This window comes from Aliivibrio sp. S3MY1 (assembly GCF_028765575.1).
Taxonomy (GTDB): domain Bacteria; phylum Pseudomonadota; class Gammaproteobacteria; order Enterobacterales; family Vibrionaceae; genus Aliivibrio.
The window spans coordinates 1-21,880 of record NZ_JARACO010000025.1 but is presented as its reverse complement, the minus strand read 5'-3'; the positions used below and the strand labels follow the sequence as shown (position 1 = coordinate 21,880).

Below are 21,880 nucleotides of genomic sequence, written 5' to 3'. Positions count from 1 at the left end.
CATAGCTAATAATAAGGAAGCATCATGAAAAACGATTACAGCTACCCAATTGGAACAAAAGGCCAACCTTGGGGCGAAACCGAAAAAGCCGCATGGCTTGCAAGCATGACAATAAAACGTTCATATCAGGAAGAAGTCGTAACCAAAATTCATGCGCTTTCTGATCGCTTTGATATCTCGCAATATGGTGCGCTATCGTATGACGAAACACGCTTTCCATTGTTATGTATTAAAACTCGTCAATGGGATAATGCTAAGCCGACAATATTAATCAGTGGTGGTGTTCATGGTTATGAGACATCAGGCGTTCATGGTGCATTGCAATTTGTAGACACAAAAGCTGAACACTATAGTCAATGGTTTAACATTGTCGTTGCCCCTTGTGTTAGCCCATGGGGTTATGAAGTAATTAATCGTTGGAACCCAACAGCGACCGATCCAAACCGTTCTTTTTATGCAGATAGTCCGACTGAAGAGTCGGCAGGATTAATGGCATTAGTGGCGTCACTTGAAACGCCTGTTTTTGCACATATTGACCTGCATGAAACAACAGACAGCGATGAGACAGAGTTTCGCCCTGCATTAGCTGCACGCGATGGCTTAGAATACGTCGAAGGCTATATTCCTGATGGTTTCTATACTGTGGGTGATACCGAAAAACCAGCGACAGAATTTCAAACAGCAATCATTGATTCAGTTCGTACTGTTACACACATTGCTCCACCCGATGCAAATAACCAAATTATTGGATCTGATGTCGTACAAGAAGGCGTCATTGAATACCCAACAAAGAAATTAGGCCTATGTGCTGGTCTAACGGATGCCGATTTTGTATCGACAACTGAAGTATATCCAGACAGTGATAAAGTCACTGCGCAAGAGTGTAATGATGCTCAAGTTGCAGCTATTGTTGGTGGCATCGAGTACTTATTAGCTCAAAAATAATACACACTTCATTCTATTTACAAAATAGATGATTCAAAACAAAAAGTTTAGATTTTGAATGTTTCATCTATTTTTTATCAACATATTGAATACTTATTCATCATAAAAAGTTTAATCTATATAATTATTAACAAATGACTGTATATACTGCTTAAATGCTCCCTTGGTTACAATATTTCCTCAATGCCATTTTAATAAACTCGTCTTTTGTTGCATTCTTTTGATGGTAAAATACCTAGAGTAATTATCTAAAAGAGAATCCTTATGTGGAACAAACTAAATAAATCCATGATGTTTTGCCAAATGATGTTTGGCTTATCGTTTTATGGTGTCATGGTTATATTAACTCGATTTTTTCTAGAAGAACTAAACTACAGCGAAGCTGACACCATGATGGTTGTCGGTGCCTTTTCATCTATAGGTCCTTTATTTGCTATCGCTGGTGGCTTTATTGCCGATAAATTTTTAGGCGCTTACCGCTCGCTAACCATTAGTTTCCTTGGTTTCTCTGTGGGTTACGCTTTACTTGTCTTAGGCTCATACACCGCCAATGTTCCAATGGCATTATGTGGTATCGCATTAGCAAGTTATGGACGTGGCTTAATGTCTCCCTCCTACCCAAGCCTTTACAAACGTACCTTTGATACTCAAGAACATTTTGAAAACTGCTACCCTGTAAACTACTCTGTAAACAACGTTGGTGCACTATTAGGGCAATACTTATTTCCAATGTTTGTTCTTGTGTTGGGTTTCCACGGAAGCTTTATGTTATCAGCAATATTAGCTTTCTTTGCATTAGCAACATTAGTTATTTTCCGTAAATCACTACTAACCGTAGGTACAGAGATTGATCAGCAACCAGTAAGCACTAAAAACTGGATCGCATTTTTAGTCACCTCTGCAGCCATGATTGGACTGGTATTCTTCATGTTCTCAAACATGGATATCGGCCAAAACATTGTTTATGTCATTGGCCTTGCCGCGATTGGTTATTTCGTACTTCTAATGGTTAAATCTGAGAAGTCAGACGCACTGAAAATGGGAACCATCCTTATAGTTACCGCACTGACCACCGCTTTCTTTGTGTACTACGGCCAAATGATGACCTCAATGACCATGGTAACCATCAATACTATGCGTGGTGATCTATTCAACCTTATTCCTATCGCACCAGAAGCATCAATGGCGATGAATCCATTATGGTGTATTGTCGCAGGCCCAATCATTGCAATGATATTCTCAGCTCTTGAGAAACGTGATATTCACTTTTCAACAGCCACTAAGATTGGTTTTGCCTTTATCTTAACGGCTATTGCATTTGGTATTTTAACCATGGCAGTGATGAGTGTTGGTGAAAATGTGATCATTCGTCCAGAAGTATTTTTACTGATCCACTTCTTCCAAGCATTTGCTGAAGTTATTGTTGGTAGCTTGGTCGTTGCATTCATCTTATCTGTGGCACCAAAACACATCGAAGGCTTCTCAGTAAGTCTGTTCTCTGTTGCGATGGCATTAAGCGGTATTGTTGGTGCGGTATTCTCAACATCAATAGCTCAAGAAAAGGGACAAGTCATTACTCAAGAGTTCGTACAGACTGTTTATGGCGATTACTTTCAGTTACTGACTGTTCTTGCTGTTGTTATGGTAGCTGTTGCTTTTGTTGCTTCATTTATTATTCGTAAGATGCTTGAAAGCAGCAAACGTGCTGAGGCAGCCTCTCTACAAGAGTAAGAGCATAACTCAACGTTATATTTAATATCAAAGCCTTACTATATTTATCAATAGAGTAAGGCTTTTTATTTTAAGTTCGACAATTATGCCCCCATAGCTGCAACATCCTTTCAAGCTCTTCTGACTTGTAGGGTTTATTCAAAATATCATCCATTCCTACCGTAATACATTGTTCAACTTCCATTGTTGTAGTCCCCGCGGTCAACGCAATAATCGGTTTACAATAACCCGATATTCTAAGCTCTTTCGTTGCTTCAAAACCATCCATTATCGGCATTCGGCAATCCATAAGTATGATATCCACTTCATTTTCACTAAGAAACTCAATCGCTTGCTGACCATTATCTGCAAATTCTGGAATAATCCCTATTTTAGCTAGCATCATCTTTAAGATCGTTTGATTCATCTTAATATCTTCTACCGCCAAAATAGACAATTGTTTAATAGGGAAAGAAAAGTCCATCTCATGATCATTATCACCTTGCTGAATTAAGGGCTCATTGAGTGGAATTAAAACGGTAAAATGAGAACCTATGCCCTCTTGGCTTGAGAGCGAAATCTCCCCCTGCATAACTGAAACCAAAAACTGACAAATAGATAAACCAAGACCAGTACCTTCAAACTGTCTCTGACTTGAATTATCTACCTGCGTAAAAGGATCAAATAAGCTGGCTTGCTTATCCTTAGGAATACCACACCCTGTATCTGAAACGGTTATCTGAAGTGAGTTATCAATCCAAGAAACAACCAAGGTTATCTTGCCTTCTGTCGTAAATTTAATCGCATTACCTATTAAATTTACAATAATTTGTTGAATTCGGTCCACATCCCCTTGCAGCATTTTGGGGATATTAGGGGACACATTGACTTCAAAGACCAATCTTTTTTCTTCTATTTGGCGAGTAAAAATTTGCTGAATGACCGATATTAGTCGATTTGGGGAAAAATTATCGACTTTAAGATCTAGCATTCCAGCACTCATTTTACTGAAATCAAGTAAATCATTAATAATAACCCTGAGCATCTCACCAGACTGATGTACTGTTTCAAGCAAAGTACGTTGATATGATGTAATGGCTGTGTCTTCCATTAACTCTGCTGATCCTAAAAGCCCATTAAGCGGCGTTCTTAATTCATGATTTATCATAGCAACAAAGTCACGAGTTGCTTGTTCTGATTTCTCAGCTCTTTGCTTCTCTTTAAGAGTTTCTTCTAATAACTTTTGCCTTTCAAAAGCAGCACTGAGCATCTCAGAAAACAAACGAAATTGATTCTCAATGGTTTCATACCATGTAAAACTAGGAGGTCGAGTAAACATAACCTGAAGCGAACCACACGGCACATCATCTTGATGAAGATAAACAATTAACTGGTTGCACTCTGCATTCCAATCTAAAGAATGTTTAGATAGAGAGAAGTCACTAAATAAAATATCATTCTCGGAATAAAAAACACTAATATCTTGCTCTTGTGTTGCTAAGCTTGAGGAGAGGTGAATCGCCTGTATTGGTTCAATATTAACAAGATCTTCAAGTAACCCTTTCAATAGACCTTTAGTTAATTTCTCTTGCAGTAATCGCTGGCTATACTCCAAAAAAAGAGCTTCAAGATAGCTTTTGAATTTCAATAGAGCTACGTCATTCTCAGCCTGTTTTTGAACCATAAGCAAAGCATCTTCAACTAATTTTTTAGCGCTGTAAAGCTCATTACTTTTCTTTTCAAGTAAGGTTTCTGCTGCTTTGCGAGCTTGTTTCTCTCTCTCAATTTTTCGATTTAACAGCTCTATCATTTTCTCGCTATTCATCTTAACCTCCCCCTTAATGAAATTATACTTTCAATAAAGTAAAACGAACTTGAGAGCCATCTTGCTGAATTGCCTGCATTTGAATGTCTATATTTTCATTGAAATACTCTGCACACCCTTGGATTAGACCAAAACAAACATTAGAAAAACAACGCGCAGAGATGTAATCCATCACCATTTCAGATTCTGTATTAGAAATAAAAACAAACTCTGGCGGGCTTGCCTGTGCATACAGTTTCTTCACTTCAAGGTGAATATAACTTTCTACCTGCTTAATAAAATCAAACGTAGTAGACGATTTTCCTTCTAAACTTGGCATACTGTTATAGAGAGTAAGAAAAACCGACTTACCATAAACTTGCTGTAAATCTTCAATACTTATATTCGTTAATTTGCTTAATGAGATAATCAGCTTTACTAACTCTTTATGATCATAAGTACCTACCGAGGTATAAGCACCATCATCATTATTATCATCTAACATTTTTTGGCATACTTCCAAACCAAAAGTATCTTCAACTAACTCTAAAAATTCTGAAAAAATAATCCCTTTCATATTTAACCCTTTTCACCGTTCGTCTCTATCTAAGTGTAGGAAGCAATATCTAAATAAGGTAGATTTTATCTTTATCATCTATACTCGGATGAATCTAAACATAAAGGAAGTCTATATGTATCAAGAAATCATCAAATTTTGGTTTGAAGAATTAGAACCTAAAGATTGGTTTGTCAGTAATGATGACGTTGATAACAACATAAAACGTCGCTTTCTTTCAGTACTTGAGCAAGCCTCACAAGCAGAGCTGTTTACATGGCGTTCAGAGCCATTAGGACGTTTAGCTGAAATTATTGTATTAGACCAATTTTCTCGTAATGTGTATCGCAACACACCAAAAGCCTTTGCACAAGATGCCCTTGCCTTAGCTCTGGCCCAAGAAGCCATCTCACTTAAGGTTGATCAATCTTTATCAGAAGAGCAACGCAGCTTTCTATATATGCCTTTTATGCACAGTGAATCTCAGTTAATTCACGAAGAAGCCCTAGCGCTATTTAAATCATTAGACCGTGAGGGTAATTACGAATTTGAAGTAAAACATAAAATCATCATTGATAAATTTGGTCGTTATCCACATCGAAATGCCATTTTAAATAGAGAAAGTACGCCTGAAGAGATCGCATTTTTAACTCAACCGAATTCTTCTTTTTAAAATAACATTATCCCTCATAAATATTAACAAACAGATGGAGATACTGTTTGATATCAGATATTGATACCGCTAATATACGGTATCAATATCTGAGGATGCAGTATGAGTAATAAGGTTTATTCTCAATTAATGGGAATTGTTACTAGGGTTCAAAATTACCCTGGATTAAATGGATTGGAACAGATTAAAACGAAAGTCTCTCGGATCTGCCAAGAGAACAATTGCTCTTGCCCTAAATCTATTGAACTCTTTCTCAACGCCTATACATTTGATCGTAAAGATAATATTAAATCGGCAATTGTTGCTTATAAACTCTGTTTATCACTTTTAACCGATGATGAACTGCCACTTCGTATTTATATAAATGCATTATTAGCATCCATGTATATTGACGCTGAAAACTACACAACCGCTTACATTCTGTATAAAGAGGTTCTAGAAAACATACAGCTACTTGATGATAATATCCGTTCGCTGATTTACTGTAACATCAGTGATATGTATTTATGTTTGGCTCAATACGAACAAGCAATCGAGTATGCAAAGCAAGGTGTTACTGCAGCTAAAAACTCAAATAATTTACAAAATAAAGCCATCTCACTGCTTAATATTGGTTATGCTTATGGACACTTATCGCAGTTTAAAAAAGCCATAAACGTTATCCATAGAGCAAAAAATATCGCAAAAAAGAACCATTCTAGCCGTATTATCGCTCTTTCTTATGGTTATCTAGCTCAGATATTGGCTAAACAACCTAATGCCTCACAAAAGCTTGTTATTGAATATTTTAAAAAAGCAGAAGAGTTTTACTCTGATACTCAAGATAAACATAATCAATTAGAAAACAGTATCTTTTTTGCACAGTATTTAGAAAGTATTAATCATAACGATGACGCTGTATTACTGTGTGAAGACATTGAGAAAAAACTACAAAGCACGAATAATTATGGGTTTTATAGTGTATATGCTCATGTGCAAGCGAACTTGATTGAAAAACAACAACAGTGGCCTCAATTAATTTCTCATCAAAAACTGCATATCCAAAAAGCAGAAAAAACATTAGACGTATTAAAACAACTGCAAAATAAAGCGCTCATAAAAAATGTCGATGTGATTGAAGACAATCAGCAACAGCAAGTATTAAGCAACATGCAAGAGCACATGGGAGCGATCACAGAAATTGGTCAATATATAGCAACGACACTAGATTTAACCGCATCGCTTACAGATATATTAACTAAGATAAACTCTATTTTACCGACTTTCGAATTCGGTATTGCCTTATATGATAAAGAAACTCATGATCTTGATTATCGTTATTTTATCGATGCAAATGGCCCTGTACCACTTCTGACAATTAACTGCCAACAACATAAAACCGTTGGTACCTATGTGATTAAAAACCGCGCTACCGTACACTTAAATACCGTGACGGATGATGCTCTCGCTCCCTTTGTTGATAACGAACAGCGTAAAAAAAATGACATGGTGGTGCGTAAAAATAGCCCAGCGGTGCATTCTATTATTCTGACGCCTATTATTTTAAAAGATGACGTACTTGGTTTGTTATCCGTTCAACATCATAATGCTAATCAATACCATGAGCACCATCGCCATCTGATAGAACACTTAGCGAGTTTTATCGCGGTATCATTAGAAAATCAAAAACAAAGACAACGATTAGAAGATGCGAATAAAAACTTAGATCTACTCTCAAAAACGGATCCATTAACGGGATTATACAACCGTTATCAACTTGATAAAATTACACCAAAATTAGTCGAACAAGCACTAAAAGAAAACACCAACATTGCTGTTTTGATGTTGGATTTAGATGACTATAAAACCTATAACGATACGTATGGCCATATTGAAGGTGATAATATCCTTAACGTTATCAGTCAATTAATGAGAAATGCATTCAGTGGCAGTAATGATTATTTATTCCGTTATGGGGGTGATGAGTTTTTGATCATCTCTTTCGATCATACCTCAAATACAGTTGAAACAAAAATACGCCGCTTACGTGATTCTTTACATCAAGCTAATGTACCGAACCCAAAATCACGCTATTCTGATCGCTTAAGTGTATCGATTGGCGGTATTAATACACAATTAAACCAAACCTCATCAATTAAAAACTTTAGCCAACTTAGTCATATTGCAGATAAGCAGCTCTATAAAGTAAAAAAAGCTGGACGCAATAATTACTTATTGATCTAATATCATGATTTCTGCTTCTGTTTCGGCGTTTATCAAGATAAATACACGACATTTAACTTTGACGCGATACACTAGCTTTTATGATCCCAGAAAAAGTTACAAAAGGTAGATCCTCTTCTTATGAAGCCAGTACTTACATTACTTACATTACTTATACTTCTTGGTGGTTGCCAATTAGATAGCAATGTAGAGCAAGACACTGTCCAATGTAGTAATAATGAATTTTTATTATCACTACCAAAAGACATTCCAGATTACCGTCATGCCATGGCTGAGTTTTCGCAAATCGGAGGGGAGAATCCACTTAACTCTGTGATATTTGTAAGCCAGTGTATCCATAAAACCTCTTTCAAAGAACTTGCTGAACGCAGTGCGAAAGAGATTTTACTACCGAATTATAAAAGCGCAGGTCAAGTCACCCACTTTAGAATTAAAAACAATGTTGCTTATGTTGAACTTGCTGCTCACACTGACCATTGGGCAGGCTCTTTCGCTGCACTCGCCGCTGTCGATCCTATTATTAAACGTAATCTATTTTTAAATAGTAAAGTAGAAGATGTCATTGTCGGTGAAATTACAGACTAACAACTTTATTTATTCTTAGTATAAATAGATCTATGCATAAAAATCATAGACTCCCTGAGAAATAGTCATTTGCTTCATAGTTCCCCTTTCTCTACTATTCGCGCTCTTATTTTTAACCCTAAGAGCGCAGCATGTTTTCACAATCCATTTTCGCTCAATTGGTCAGAATGAGTGTGTTATTAGTTTTATCCCTTATTGCCGTTCATAACTCACCTACTTTGTTGAATTTATTAGCTCAACAAGCGGTAAATAGTGGGTGCCATCAGCAGACAGGTCAAGACGATAACCACCATCATTCTCATCATCACCATTAAGAGCACATTATGAGTATTTTTCGCTTTCCACCACTAGTATGGCTTGGGATCGGGATTTTAATTATCAGTCTAGGGATCAGACAATCATTCGGCATTTTTATGATGCCAATTTCAGACCATTTCCAAACTGGACGTGAATTTTTTAGCTTTGCTATCGCACTACAAAACCTATTATTTGGCATTTTTCAACCATTTGTTGGCATGGCATCAGATAAGTGGGGCTCTAAACGCATTATCATGATAGGAGCGGCCTCTTATGCATTGGGACTGGTTCTTACGTCTGTCGCAACTGAACCGAGCATGTTGTATTTATCTCTTGGCGCACTAGTGGGCTTTGGTTTAAGTGCCACCAGTTATGTCATTATTTTAGGAGCGGTCGCTAAAGTTGTTCCTGCTGAACATGCTGCTAAAGCGTTTGGTTTAACAACGGCTGCAGGTTCTTTTGGTATGTTTGCGGTCATTCCTGGCGCCCAAACCTTACTGCATGATTTTAACTGGCAGTTTGCATTACAAGTATTCGCCATGCTATGTACGCTTATTATTACCTTTGCTCTGTTTATGAAGACAGCAAAGCCATCAGAAAAACAAACAGAAGAAGAAAATACGCAGACATTAACCGAGGCGCTAAAAGAAGCATTTGCTAACAAAAGCTACTGGTTAATCCACGCAGGGTTCTTTGTATGTGGCTTTCATGTGATGTTCATTGCTACCCATTTACCTAGTTACTTAGCCGATAAAGATCTCCCCGCTTCAAGTGCGGCAATGGCATTAGCTTATGTCGGTATTTTTAATATCTTCGGTTCATACTTCTGGGGTGTTATGGGCGATAAGTACAGCAAGCGACACGTAATGTCTGCACTGTATTTTGTTCGTACTATTGTGATCGGCGCATTTGTAACACTACCAGTTACTGAGCACACCGCGGCTATTTTTGGTGGTGCCATTGGTTTCTGTTGGTTAGGTACAGTGCCATTAACCTCTGGTTTAGTACGCCAGATCTTCGGTGCTCGTTACTTATCAACCTTGTATGGTTTAGTTTTCTTTACTCATCAGGTTGGTAGCTTTTTAGGCGCTTGGGCTGGGGGTCGTATTTATGATTATTATGGCTCATACGAACCAATTTGGTGGTCTACGGTTGTTCTGGCTTTCTGTGCGGCATTAATTCACTTGCCAATTAATGATAAGCCAATACAAAGACTGAAATTACAAAGCGCCTATAAATAAAAATGATGTTACATTCATAAAAATTAGGTATAACTCGCAAATAAGATTCATAATATTATCTTAAACATGAGATTTAACTGAAAATACACGGAATGGGTGTTTACTTAATGCCTTTTACTTAACTTACCTTTGTATTAGTTGAATCTTATGTTGATACTTCGATATTCATTATTGTATGTCTTATATTTTCTGTCCTCTTTTCAAGCTTTAGCAAGCATGGGAGATGACGTTGATAACCTCGATGCATTACTTAATATGCCATTAGATTCACTAACTGATACAAAGGTAGTCACTGCCACTAAAACATCACTCAGTTTATCTGACGTCCCTGCGTCTGTGCATATCATTACCTCAAAAGAGATTGAACGCTCTAGTGCACGATCGATCGCGGATGTCCTTATTCTTGCCCCCGGTCTCCATGTCGCTAAATTCTCAGACTATGACTGGACCGTCTCTGCTCGCAGTAAAAACCAAGGTGAAAACAATACACTACTAGTAATGATAGACGGAAGAAGTACCGTTAATCCAATGTACTCAGGTGTTAATTGGGATACCTTGCCCGTAAGTCTAGACAATATTGACCGTATTGAAGTTGTATTAGGGCCTGTAGGTACAATGTGGGGCGGCAACGCGGTTAACGGGGTCATTAACATAATCACTAAAGATGCTGAAAGTGCGCCTAAAGCACAAGTAAGTGCTGCGGCAGGTAATTTCGACTATAAAGAATTTAAAGCTCATCACAGTGGTCAGATAAATGACTATACCCATTTATCTGGCTATATCGAATCTTTACAGCACTCCCCCTTTACCGATAAAGATCCTATCTTGAATGAAATTCGCCACTTAAAAGTGTTAACCGAGCGTTTTGGGATGCGTGCGGATTACCAAAACCAACAAAACACCGTTTCAATGCAATTTGGTGGGATCCGCTCTCGTGAAGATTATCAATGGTTGCACTACACGCCTGCTTTTTTAGACCCGGCATCACATCAAAATGATTACGACGCTTTTTTTACTGAAATGAACTCTCAAGAGCTGTTTGCAGGCTTTCAATATTTACATGACAAACTAGATGGCGACCAATGGGAAAATCAACTTTGGCTCACTCACAGTGAATCAGACGGTACCAATGAACCCGCCAGTTTTACACGTTTAGATTTAGATACTCGATACACGTTTAATACTCAATATTTTGGGGCGCTAACCATTGGGGCCAACGCTCGTATTATTGATGAGGAATACGCTCAATTCACCAAAGAAGAGCAATATTTTTCGCCTTATATACGCACCACTGAAGAGCATGAATTCTTAAACCAAAGTTATGGTATCTACACAAACTTAAGTATTAATCTAACTGACAGCACAGAAGTTACCCTTGGCAATCGCATACAATATGCAAACATTACCGAAGAGTGGTATTCACAACCACAAGTGCGTGCACTGCAAAAGTTAACGGATAAACAACGTCTATAGGCAGGCTGGGGACGCGCTGTAATTACCCCTTCCCGCTTAGAGTTAGATACTCAGTTTCAAGAAAACAGTTATTGCAGTAGCTGTGCTTATACCGTAAACCCTGATGGCAATTTGAATTACTATGAGTATATGATGTCATATCACTACCTTGGCAACCTAACTGTATGGGTATCCAAAGATAATATATTTAAGCAACGTAATCAGATCATTGTTATTTTCTTATGTACCTCATTAATACTTTCTATCTTAGCACTCTTTTTTGCACATGGATTACACACATTAATTGCCATGCCTTTGTCGTCCTTATTTCATTCCATGCAGAGTGTTATTAAAAAAGGGGTAACCCATAAACGCCTTGATGTTCTACATCCTGATGAATTAGGAATGGTAACGCATTGTTTTAATGAAATGCTAGACAACCTTAGTTATAGAGACGACTTATTAACAAAAGCCTTCCAGAATTTAGAGGATAGAAACCACTATATTAATCAAGTTCTTGACTCTATAGAGCAAGGCTTATTAGTCATTTCACCGAGTAAAGAAGTCACCTATTACAACCCTGCTGCCCATCTGCTTTTTCCAGAGATTGGAAATCAAAGTCATCATATTGATGGTTCTTTAACGCCTTACGACATACTGCATGAGTTTGAACCAAGCACCCGTATCAACGAACTATTACAACATATTGAACAGCATAAACGTTTGTTACCCGTTATTATCCGTCATCAAGTTACAGGCGTGCGCTATCAAATTTCATCATACCCAATTTCAGGTGAGCAACACTCGTTATTGCATATTGAAGACATCACCACACGCTATGCCGCAGAGCAACGTCAACGATTAGCAGAGACCATTTTCGACCAGAACCCAAGCTCTGTTGTGGTTATTTTACGTGACATGACAGTTGAAACAAAAAATACCGCCTTTATTCGTTATTTTGGTGATATCAATAAATTAAACCAATTAGTTGTTCGCCATCCTGTTAAATTTTCTTATCGTATTTTAAAGCAATTACTCATTCGTGGCTCTTTTCAAATCAAAAGCGATGTATTGTGCAAAAGTATCAGGAAAAAATCGATACCATATCGCTTAATGATATCGATATAATTTATTCTTTAATCACTCTCTCTTTTAAGCATAGAGGGAGTGAACTCTGAACAGGTTGTCCCTTCCTCTTTTTTCGCTTCATACATAGCAATATCTGCGTACTTAATCAGCTCCTCTCCATGCAGCCCATGATCAGGATAAATAGCCACACCAATACTCAACGATATACTCATAGATTCAGATCCTATAATGACTGGAGAGGTAAACTGGTCTTGTAACTTTGATGATAATCTCTTCACTCCAGAATGTTGAGTAATTTCTTGGCTTATAATTAAAAACTCATCACCCCCTAATCGATATACATCATCTCTTCGTCGTACTGCTTTAACCAACAACTGCGACGTTTTTATTAGGACCTCATCACCAACATCATGACCAAGCGTATCATTAATCTCTTTAAATTTATTTAAATCAATAAAATAGATTGCAACCTTAGAATGAGTTCGTTCGGCGTGTTGCAACGCATACTGAAGATCTTCATTCGCCATTGTTCTATTTTTAAGCCCTGTTAACTCATCATGATGTGCTTTATAAGTTAACGCTTCTGTTTTTTCATGAACAATTTCATTCATTTTAAAGAAAGCAGATAAAAGATTACCCATCTCATTTTGTTCAACAATATCGGTAATATCTAATTTTTCACCTTGTTGCATTTTTTTAGTACTAGAAAGTAATAGATAGAGGGGGTCAAAAAGATTTCGCTTCATAAAAAAGAGAGTCGCAATGGCTAAAAAAGCCAAAAAAAACATTTGTAGCTTAATGAAGGTCACTAACTTACTGCGATTTTCTTTATAATCACCCTTACGCTTTTCTAATAATAAAAGCTCTATATTAATAAACTGAGTTAAGTCTTTTCTCAACACATCCATATACGCTTTGCCTGTGTCTTCTTTGACAATAGCTAACGCTTGAGCTTGTTGGTTATTTTGCGCTAATTCAATGGTTGATCTTAACTCATCGAACTTTAGTTGCATTACTTTGGAAAGATGATCAAGGGAATCTTGTTGATCTTTGTTATCGCTAGTCAGTTGGTATAAATACTCTAAGGTATTTCGAGCTTCGGATTCACCCATATAATATGGCTGAAGGTAGTTGAAGTTATCGGTTAATAAAAATCCCCTTTGCCCCGTCTCGGCATCTTTAAGGCTACTGAGTAGTTTTTCTGAATTAGTTATCACATCGTGGGTATGAATAACCCATTCAAGTTTTTTATCACCATAAGCTTCTAATTTAAACGTTAAAATAGAACTGATAATAGATACCATAAACAGCACCAGCAAATATAATGCTAATTTTAATCGAATACTCATACATCCATGACCTTTTCTACTATCCACTGTAGTGAATAATAGTATTAATAAGATCAAATACCAAAATTCTTTTTTATAAAGAGGTGTATTAATTACTCAATTTACCTATAAAAACGGCTAAGGTTGACAAACTTTCACTATAAACTCAATAAAGGTTCTTAATCGTTTTGGCTGGTAACGGTCTCGATGATAAAGAGCTGAGAAATCGACACTTGGGATCCCCCATTCTTCAAATACTTGCTCAAGCTTATTATCGTCTAACTCTTGCTGGCAATAAATCAGTGGAACACGAATAATCCCATTGCCCGCTAACGCACCAGAGACTAATACTCGGCCATTTTTACACTGTAAATTACCTTTCACCGTAACATCATAATGCTCTTTACTATTAAGAGATTGAAAATGCCATTTACGCACAGACCCCGTTAAGCAATGATGCTGATTCAGCTCTTTTGGGTGAGTTGGCCTTCCACGTTGAGCCAAATAAGAGGGACTTGCTAGCGTTCCCATTTCAATATTCAACAGCTTTTTAGCGACAAATCCAGAATCTTCAAGTGCTCCCATACGAAATGCAATATCAAACTCTTCTTCGATTAAATCAACACGGTTACTACTAAAATCTAAACTCACCGATACCTCAGGGTATTGCTGCATAAAATCGTTTACTAATTCTGCGAGAAACACCTCACCTAAATAACCACCTACGCAGTTTATCTTTATCTCTCCTTGCACTTTTTCGACATCATCTACGGCAGATAACAGAGCTTGATCTATAGTATGAAGGGCTTGTTCACATTGCTGATAAAAATGCTTTCCGGCCTCTGTTAAACGCAGCGTGCGTGTTGTTCGTATTAATAATGTCACGCCCATCTGTTTTTCTAAGCTACTTATTTGACGTGATACGTGCGAACGAGAAACATCCAAGGTTTCAGCGGCTTTAGTAAAATTACCCAAACGAGCAATAAGAACAAACGAGCGAATATCGGTAAGGTTAATGTGATTGATCATAATAGTGGCTCAGTAGTTATCGACGCTCTATTGTTGCAGTACAGCAACAGAGTTTCAAGTAAATGACTATATATCAACAATACAAGTCGCAGTAATATATCTCCATCGCAACGAAGCAGGGCTCTGACTTCGATTGTTCATTGAATTTATTAAGGAAATAGAAGATGAAAAAATTAGTTGTTATTACAGGTGCAAGCTCTGGTATTGGTGAAGCAATCGCACGTCGTTTAAGTGATGAAGGTCATCCTCTGCTGCTTCTTGCTCGTCGTATTGACCGTCTTGAAGCGCTTAATTTACCAAACTCTCTATCAGTAAAAGTCGATGTAACAGACAAAGCCTCTTTTGATGCTGCAATCGCTCAGGGTGAAGCAAAATTCGGCCCTGTTGATGCGCTAATAAACAATGCAGGCGCTATGCTTCTTGGTCAAATTGACACACAAGATGCACAAGAGTGGAAGAGAATGTTTGATGTGAACGTTATCGGCCTTCTAAATGGTATGCAAGCGGTTCTAGCGCCTATGATGGCGCGTAACACGGGTACTATTATCAACATCAGCTCTATTGCTGGTAAGAAGACGTTCCCAAACCATGCGGCTTACTGCGGTACTAAGTTTGCGGTTCACGCTATCTCTGAAAATGTACGTGAAGAAGTGGCTTTATCAAACGTTCGTGTAACAACAATTGCTCCAGGTGCAGTTGAAACTGAGCTTCTTTCTCACACCTCTTCTCAAGAGATCAAAGATGGCTATGGTGAGTGGAAAGAAAGCATGGGTGGCGTACTCGCTGCTGATGATATTGCACGCGCAGTATCTTTTGCTTACCAACAACCTCAAAACGTATGTATCCGTGAGATTGCACTTGCTCCTACTAAGCAGCAGCCATAGTAGGTACTAACTTACTTAGCGAAATCATCATTAAATAATAAGCACAAAAAAGCCAAACTTGGATTGCCCAGTTTGGCTTTTTTATTTCTAGCTAGAAATCATCTTCAATTCGCGATGATTCACCTAACACTTAACGACGGTAGTTACCACCACGGTTTTGAGAACGTGCTTGGTGTGCTGACGCTGACTTCGCTTGAGAAAGCAGAATCGATTCTACCGTCAGTTCCATTGGTTCACGAGGCTCAAGACCATGAGCAAATGTACGTGAACGTGGAGGCATTTGATATTCAAGATCAGACGCTTTAGGCATACGTTTAAAACGGTATAAGTAGAAGTTTTCAACCTTCTCTCTTGCCCATTGTGTTTTCTTCAAATATTTAACACTACTCGCCATTGACGGGTTGGTGTTAAAGCAGTTTAAACGCATTGCGGTATCTAGAATTTCCCATCCGTAATGATCAACCAACTCTTGCAGTAAGATTTCTAACTTAAGACCGTGTAATGGGTTGTTCTGTTGCAGTTCAATTCTTTCTTCTTCAGTCATAACGAATTCCTAAGTTTAACTAACGCGTGAATGATTGTCTTAGAGAGACAATAATATTACCAATAAATAGGCGGCGGATTATACAGGGTTATCACTCAAAATATAGTATTAACCCGTGAAATATAAGTAACTATCTTTAAGGAGATTATAACGTAAAAAACCAACCACAATAACCCTAAGGCCATTGTGATTGGTGAGTAAAAATAAACTCAAAGACAGTATTCGTTTATGCGTGGTTTGGTGCAGGCTTAATATTAAATAAAATCGCGTACATTACTGGCACTACAATCAGTGTCAAAATAGTCGCAAAGCCTAAACCCGCCATAATAGTGATTGCCATTGAGCTAAAGAAGGCATCAAACAATAATGGGATAAGCCCTAATATTGTCGTTAACGCCGCCATACTCACAGGACGCACACGGCTGATCGCACTGTCCACTATCGCAACGTATGGATCTTTGCCTGATGACAGTTCAAGGTTGATTTGGTCAAGCAAGACAATCCCGTTTTTCAAAATCATGCCGCTCAAGCTTAATAAACCTAAGAACGCGGTAAAGCTAAACGGCATATTAGTACCCAATAAACCAAACGCAACACCAATGATGGACAGCGGAACCGTAAACCAAATTACTAACGGCTTTTTAAACGAGTTAAACAGCAACATTGTGATGATAAACATGAACAAGTAGCCCATTGGCAATGAACCAAATAGAGACTCTTGCGCATCTTTTGATGATTCATATTCACCACCCCATGTGATTTCATATCCTTCTGGTAACGGCATTTCCAACACTTTTGGTTGAACACGCGCTAACAAACTTGCAGGCGTATCATCACTTAATAAATCATGATCAGCCATGACCGTAATAGTGCGTTTTCTGTCGCGACGCTGGATAAGAGGCTCACTCCAATCTAGGTTCACACCATCAATCACTTGGTCTACTGGAATGTAGCTTTGTAGTGATGGACTCCAGATCTTCACGTTTTGCAATGATTCAAAATCCACACGCTCTACTTCTGGCAAACGCGCCACAATTGGCAAAGTATGTGTGCCATCACGCAGCATTCCTAATGTATTACCACCAAATGCCATTTGCAGCGTATTTGATAAGTCTTCTTTTGAGATCCCTAAGCGACGCGCTTTCGATTCATTAAACTCAGGCGTTAGCTCTTTAGTACGTTCACGCCAATTATGTCGAATGTTTCTTGAGCCTGAATCTGTCGCTAGAATGTCTTCAACATCGGTCGCTAGATCACGCAGAATTTGAGGATCAGGCCCTGAAATACGAACTTCGATCTTAGACGCAGGAGAAGGACCAAATTCCATCATTTTGAACTGGAAGGTTGGCTTCTCAAAACGTTTATCTAATGAGTTAGTTAAGTATTCTAATAAACTAAACATTGATTCGCGATCTGTGGTTCGGATCTGGAATTGTGTATACGCTTCATAGCTCTTTTCTGGTTGGTAAGTAAGCGCAAAACGCTGCATACCTTGGCCTATCGATGCTGAAACAAACTCAATATTGTCTTGCTTATTAATGTAGCTCTCAACCGCTTCTGATTGCTTAATTGTTTCACGAATATCAGTGCCCTCTGGCATCCACATATCCACGTAGAACATTGGCGTATTTGAGGCAGGGAAAAATTGCTGCTTCACATGACCAAAAGCAATCACAGCTACCACCAGCAAACCGACTAACGAAGCAACGGTTAACCAACGAAAGCGTAACGCCAACTTAAGTGATAAACCAAACGCTGTAAATAAGACCCCTTTGTAAGCGTCGTCTTCTTCTTCACCGGTGTTTTTATCTTCTTCTTTTAGCAATAAATTAGCTAAGAATGGCGTGATCGTAATAGCCGTTACCCAACTTAAAAACAATGAGTAACACAACACCCAATACAAGTCGCCCATGAACTCGCCAGTGGCATCTTCTGATAAACCAATCGGAGCAAACGCAGCAATCGCGATAACCGTTGCGCCCAATAGAGGCCATTGTGTTTGTTTTACAATGTCTGCCGCTGCTTGAACCTTGGTTCGTCCTTTTTTGAGACCAACTAAAATCCCCTCAACCACGACAATGGCATTATCAACCAACATCCCTAGTGCAATGATCAACGCACCTAATGAGATACGGTGAAGGTCAATGTTGTTGTAGCTCATTAAAATAAACGTACCAAATACGGTCAGTAGTAACACCACACCAATAATTAGGCCACTTCGCATGCCCATCGCGAACAATAAAACCAAAATAACAATCGCGACCGCTTCGCCTAAACTGATGATAAAATCACGGACTGACGTATCGACTTCTTGCGCTTGGTTATAGAAATAACTTAGCTCAAGTCCGGCAGGTTTGATCGATTCTAAATACGCTAACTCTTCTTGAACTCGTTGACCAACTTCGACCACGTTTACACCAGACGCGAACGACAGCCCAATATTTAACGCATCTTTACCGTTAAATCGGATCACATTGTTCGGTTTCTCTTGTGTACCACGGCTAATCGTTGCGACGTCTTTTAAACGGATTAAATTACCGGTATCACGGCCATGAATAATCAAATCTTCTAACGATTCAATCGTGGTTAACGTACCGCTTGGACGAATGGTTAAGCTTTCGCCATTCACCAATACTTCCCCCGCCGGCACCACGTTATTTTGTTGGTTTAATAGGCCAGCTACGATATTCATGTCTAGGTTCAGTGCTGCTAAGCGATCGAGAGATATTTCAACAAACAGCATTTCTTGTTGATCGCCCGCGATAGAGACTTTACCTACCCCATCAATCAGTTCTAATTCGCGCGTTAATGTATCGGCATAACGTTTTAACTCAACATAGTTATAATCGTCACCCGTCAGCATCATCATTACGCCAAACACGTCACCAAAATCATCAATGATCTGTAAAGATTGAACCCCTTGAGGCAACGTTGGTTTCAAATCATTAATTTTACGACGCATTTCATCCCAGATCTGTGGCAACTCATCTGGACCGTAATCCATCTTCATGCTCACCATGATCTGCGACATGCCGTTAGACGAGGTCGATGTGATTTTATCGATATAAGGTAATTTACGGATCGCTTTTTCTAATGGATACGTTAACTCTTCTTCAACTTCTTTTGAAGTTGCCCCCGGATAAGTCGAGATAATCATCGCGTCTTTAATCGTAAAAGCAGGGTCTTCTAAACGGCCTAAATCTAAGAATGAGGTGATACCACCAATAGTTAAAATAACAATGAATAGCCAGCTAATGACTTTATTTTTTATTGAATATTCAGCAATGTTCATTATTGTTGATTCTCCACTAACGTTACCTTTTTGCCTTCACGTAATTTTCGTACACTTGAGTTGGCAAGAACATCACCTTGAGTAATACCAGAAGCCACAATTGCTCCTTCACCGTTTATTTGGCGAATGGTTACTGGCATTTTAACCGCTTGCCCATCACGTATGATCCAGACATAAAACAGACCTGCTTTTTTACCCGCTTGCAGTACCGTCACTGGTACATGGTAGCCATCAATTGAGGTGATCCCGGCTTCTACCATGTCGACATTCACCGTGGCACTAGTACCAGGCAAAATCTCAGTGCTCGGTTGAGGCATGGTTAAGTACATTTCATAGGTTTGAGTTTGGGCATTTGGCTCGCTAGTGTGCTCTAAGTACGCCATAGAATAAGAGCCTGATAAACCTACAAATGTGGTCATCGGATGATAAGAGTCTCGATTAGTTTCAGGATTTATCATGGCTAACACGTTATCTGACAGATCAATACGCACGTACACTTTATCGTTTTGATACAAACTAAGAATAGGCTCACCTGCCGCTGCACGCTCAAACTGCTCTTTATAAACATCAAGCACTTTGCCGCTAAATGGTGCAATAAGATGAGTATAAGTTAACTGATTTTTAGTTGAACGATACGTCGCTTGCGCCAGTTCTCTATTCGCAAATAACTCATCAAGTTCCGCTGTTGAAATCATAGCGCGGCGGTTCAATTCTTTACCGCGTTGATACTGTTTTGACGCTAACGAATATTGTGCTTTAGCATCATTAACTGTTTGTTTTACCTTGCTGTCTTCTAGTTTTGCAATGAGTTGGCCTTGTTTAACCACATCTCCGGCTTTAACTAATACCTCTTGGATCTCACCCGTTACTCGAAACGCTATAGGGGTTTGCTCAGCAGGAACCACTTGGCCTTTAAAAGAGCGAAATTGTTGAGTCACAGGCGCGCCAACTGTAAAGCCTGAGATATAAAGTGGCTCACTGCTTTCTGTTACCGCGTCTTCTTGGCAACCCGTTAGCATAAAGAGGCTCAGTACCAATAATGAATATAATGAACGCTTCATTAAATACCTTCCTCACGTTGCCATGCTTTTACTGTTTGACCTTCAACAAGGCTATCAACACCAGCAATCACAACATAATCGTTTGCATTTAAACCAGATATCACTAACCCTTGCTCATTTAACGGTAACGTCGCTTTAGTCACCGTGTTTGTTTCATCATTCATTAACCACACTTGCCCTTGATTGATGTTTTTACTTACCCATGCACTTTGGGGAAGTTGCAAATAACCAGAGCTTTTCTGTTTTGGAATATGAACTTGTCCCGTCATGCCCGTTAATAGATTACGCCCTTTTGGTAAAGCCATCGTTACAATCGCTTCATAACTGTTCGTGTCTAAATTAGGCTGTGTTGAGATCTCTTTAAATCTACCTTGAATTTTATTGTTAGGCTCATTATCCATGGTTACCCACATATCACTACTGATTAATACCGGAATAGAAACAGAATCTACATAGCTAATAGGTAAGGTTACCGACACATCCAATGTTGAGTTATCAATCAAATTTAAAATCTCTTGCTTCTCACCCACAATTTGATGCGGTTTTACGTAGGTATACGAAATAATGCCAGAGAACGGCGCATGAATTTCGGTATAGCTTACATCCGTTTTTGCTTGTTCGTAATTTGCCAGTGCCGCTTGATATTGTGTTTCACGCTGATCGTACTCATTGGTACTAATTAGCTTCTTACTGTACAAACTTTTAGCGCGACTCCATTGTGTCTTCGCTAGTGAGAACTGTGCTTTCGCTGCATCCAATGCCAGTTGTAAATCGTTTGGATCTAATGACGCCAATAACTCGCCTTTAGTTACAGCTTGCCCCATTTTTACTTTTATATCAGAGACTTCACCACCCACTTGGAATGACAATTGTGCTCGATACGTCGCATCAATACGTGCAAGAAACGCATCAGAATCAGCAACAGAAAGATCTTTTACCGACAATAGTTTTACCGGCTTAATCGTTTGATCCGTCGTTTCAGATACCGCTTTTTCACAACCAGTAAGCATTCCTGACAAACTTAATGCTATGACAGCACCTAGGAATGTGCGTTTTATGTTTTGTTTTCGCACAATGTTCTCCACTTATATTATTTATTACACGCCTGTGCAGTATAGTTTTAATTAGAAGCAGATCAATATATTTTACACCCGTGCAGTAAAATAG

General features: G+C 38.6%; 18 protein-coding genes. 10 read left to right on the top strand and 8 right to left on the bottom strand.

Annotation, left to right across the window (positions count from 1 at the left end; translation table 11 throughout):
* Positions 1–24 precede the first annotated feature (24 nt).
* Together PVK62_RS14300 and PVK62_RS14295 are read left to right on the top strand one after the other, a co-directional pair.
* Positions 25–945, top strand: coding sequence for a M14 family metallopeptidase (locus tag PVK62_RS14300; RefSeq protein WP_274442753.1), 921 nt, complete (start codon positions 25–27; stop codon positions 943–945).
* A gap of 264 nt (positions 946–1,209) precedes the next feature.
* The gene (locus tag PVK62_RS14295; RefSeq protein ID WP_274442754.1) at positions 1,210–2,676 is read left to right on the top strand and encodes a peptide MFS transporter; all 1,467 of its coding nucleotides are present in this window, start codon (positions 1,210–1,212) and stop codon (positions 2,674–2,676) included.
* 70 nt (positions 2,677–2,746) lie between these two features.
* Here PVK62_RS14295 and PVK62_RS14290 read toward each other — a convergent pair whose 3' ends face one another.
* Both PVK62_RS14290 and PVK62_RS14285 read right to left on the bottom strand, forming a co-directional pair.
* The gene (locus tag PVK62_RS14290) at positions 2,747–4,480 is read right to left on the bottom strand and encodes an ATP-binding protein (RefSeq protein ID WP_274442755.1); all 1,734 of its coding nucleotides are present in this window, start codon (positions 4,478–4,480) and stop codon (positions 2,747–2,749) included.
* A gap of 22 nt (positions 4,481–4,502) precedes the next feature.
* A complete protein-coding gene (locus PVK62_RS14285) occupies positions 4,503–5,036 on the bottom strand; it encodes a heme NO-binding domain-containing protein (protein ID WP_274442756.1) in 534 nt (177 codons plus the stop codon).
* A 115-nt stretch (positions 5,037–5,151) separates the two neighbouring features.
* Here PVK62_RS14285 and PVK62_RS14280 point away from each other — a divergent pair, with 115 nt between their 5' ends.
* The 7 genes from PVK62_RS14280 to PVK62_RS14250 all read left to right on the top strand — a co-directional run bounded on the left by PVK62_RS14280 (position 5,152) and on the right by PVK62_RS14250 (position 12,614).
* The gene (locus PVK62_RS14280; protein WP_274442757.1) at positions 5,152–5,688 is read left to right on the top strand and encodes a DUF924 family protein; all 537 of its coding nucleotides are present in this window, start codon (positions 5,152–5,154) and stop codon (positions 5,686–5,688) included.
* 102 nt (positions 5,689–5,790) lie between these two features.
* Positions 5,791–7,911 (top strand): diguanylate cyclase, encoded by a 2,121-nt coding sequence (locus PVK62_RS14275; RefSeq protein ID WP_274442758.1) that lies wholly within the window; start codon positions 5,791–5,793, stop codon positions 7,909–7,911.
* A gap of 120 nt (positions 7,912–8,031) precedes the next feature.
* Positions 8,032–8,496: a hypothetical protein gene (locus tag PVK62_RS14270; RefSeq protein ID WP_274442759.1), complete on the top strand. Its 465-nt coding sequence runs from the start codon at positions 8,032–8,034 to the stop codon at positions 8,494–8,496.
* A 131-nt stretch (positions 8,497–8,627) separates the two neighbouring features.
* Positions 8,628–8,810 carry a hypothetical protein gene (locus PVK62_RS14265; protein WP_274442760.1) on the top strand — a complete coding sequence of 61 codons (183 nt, stop codon included), beginning with the start codon at positions 8,628–8,630 and terminating at the stop codon, positions 8,808–8,810.
* 9 nt (positions 8,811–8,819) lie between these two features.
* Positions 8,820–10,034 carry an MFS transporter gene (locus PVK62_RS14260; protein ID WP_274442761.1) on the top strand — a complete coding sequence of 405 codons (1,215 nt, stop codon included), beginning with the start codon at positions 8,820–8,822 and terminating at the stop codon, positions 10,032–10,034.
* Between the two features lie 147 nt (positions 10,035–10,181).
* On the top strand, positions 10,182–11,507 hold the full coding sequence (locus tag PVK62_RS14255) for a TonB-dependent receptor plug domain-containing protein (protein ID WP_274442762.1): 1,326 nt from the start codon (positions 10,182–10,184) through the stop codon (positions 11,505–11,507).
* 129 nt (positions 11,508–11,636) lie between these two features.
* Positions 11,637–12,614, top strand: coding sequence for a PAS domain-containing protein (locus tag PVK62_RS14250; protein ID WP_274449463.1), 978 nt, complete (start codon positions 11,637–11,639; stop codon positions 12,612–12,614).
* A gap of 8 nt (positions 12,615–12,622) precedes the next feature.
* On the opposite strand, the gene PVK62_RS14245 is transcribed toward PVK62_RS14250, so the two are convergent.
* A complete protein-coding gene (locus PVK62_RS14245; RefSeq protein ID WP_274449462.1) occupies positions 12,623–13,951 on the bottom strand; it encodes a diguanylate cyclase domain-containing protein in 1,329 nt (442 codons plus the stop codon).
* A gap of 90 nt (positions 13,952–14,041) precedes the next feature.
* Positions 14,042–14,932, bottom strand: a complete 891-nt coding sequence (locus PVK62_RS14240) for a LysR family transcriptional regulator (RefSeq protein ID WP_274442765.1) — start codon at positions 14,930–14,932, stop codon at positions 14,042–14,044.
* 164 nt (positions 14,933–15,096) lie between these two features.
* Here PVK62_RS14240 and PVK62_RS14235 point away from each other — a divergent pair, with 164 nt between their 5' ends.
* Entirely contained in the window at positions 15,097–15,816 is a 720-nt protein-coding gene (locus PVK62_RS14235) for an SDR family oxidoreductase (RefSeq protein WP_274442766.1), read from the top strand.
* Between the two features lie 130 nt (positions 15,817–15,946).
* Here the strand turns inward: PVK62_RS14235 and PVK62_RS14230 are convergent, their stop codons facing one another.
* From PVK62_RS14230 to PVK62_RS14215, 4 genes are all read right to left on the bottom strand, one after another.
* Entirely contained in the window at positions 15,947–16,360 is a 414-nt protein-coding gene (locus PVK62_RS14230; protein WP_045103503.1) for a VF530 family DNA-binding protein, read from the bottom strand.
* 226 nt (positions 16,361–16,586) lie between these two features.
* Positions 16,587–19,652 (bottom strand): efflux RND transporter permease subunit, encoded by a 3,066-nt coding sequence (locus PVK62_RS14225; protein ID WP_274442767.1) that lies wholly within the window; start codon positions 19,650–19,652, stop codon positions 16,587–16,589.
* Positions 19,652–20,713, bottom strand: coding sequence for an efflux RND transporter periplasmic adaptor subunit (locus tag PVK62_RS14220; protein ID WP_274442768.1), 1,062 nt, complete (start codon positions 20,711–20,713; stop codon positions 19,652–19,654). The genes PVK62_RS14225 and PVK62_RS14220 overlap by 1 nt, the downstream gene beginning before the upstream one ends.
* Entirely contained in the window at positions 20,713–21,786 is a 1,074-nt protein-coding gene (locus tag PVK62_RS14215) for an efflux RND transporter periplasmic adaptor subunit (RefSeq protein ID WP_274442769.1), read from the bottom strand. The genes PVK62_RS14220 and PVK62_RS14215 overlap by 1 nt, the downstream gene beginning before the upstream one ends.
* Positions 21,787–21,880 lie beyond the last annotated feature (94 nt).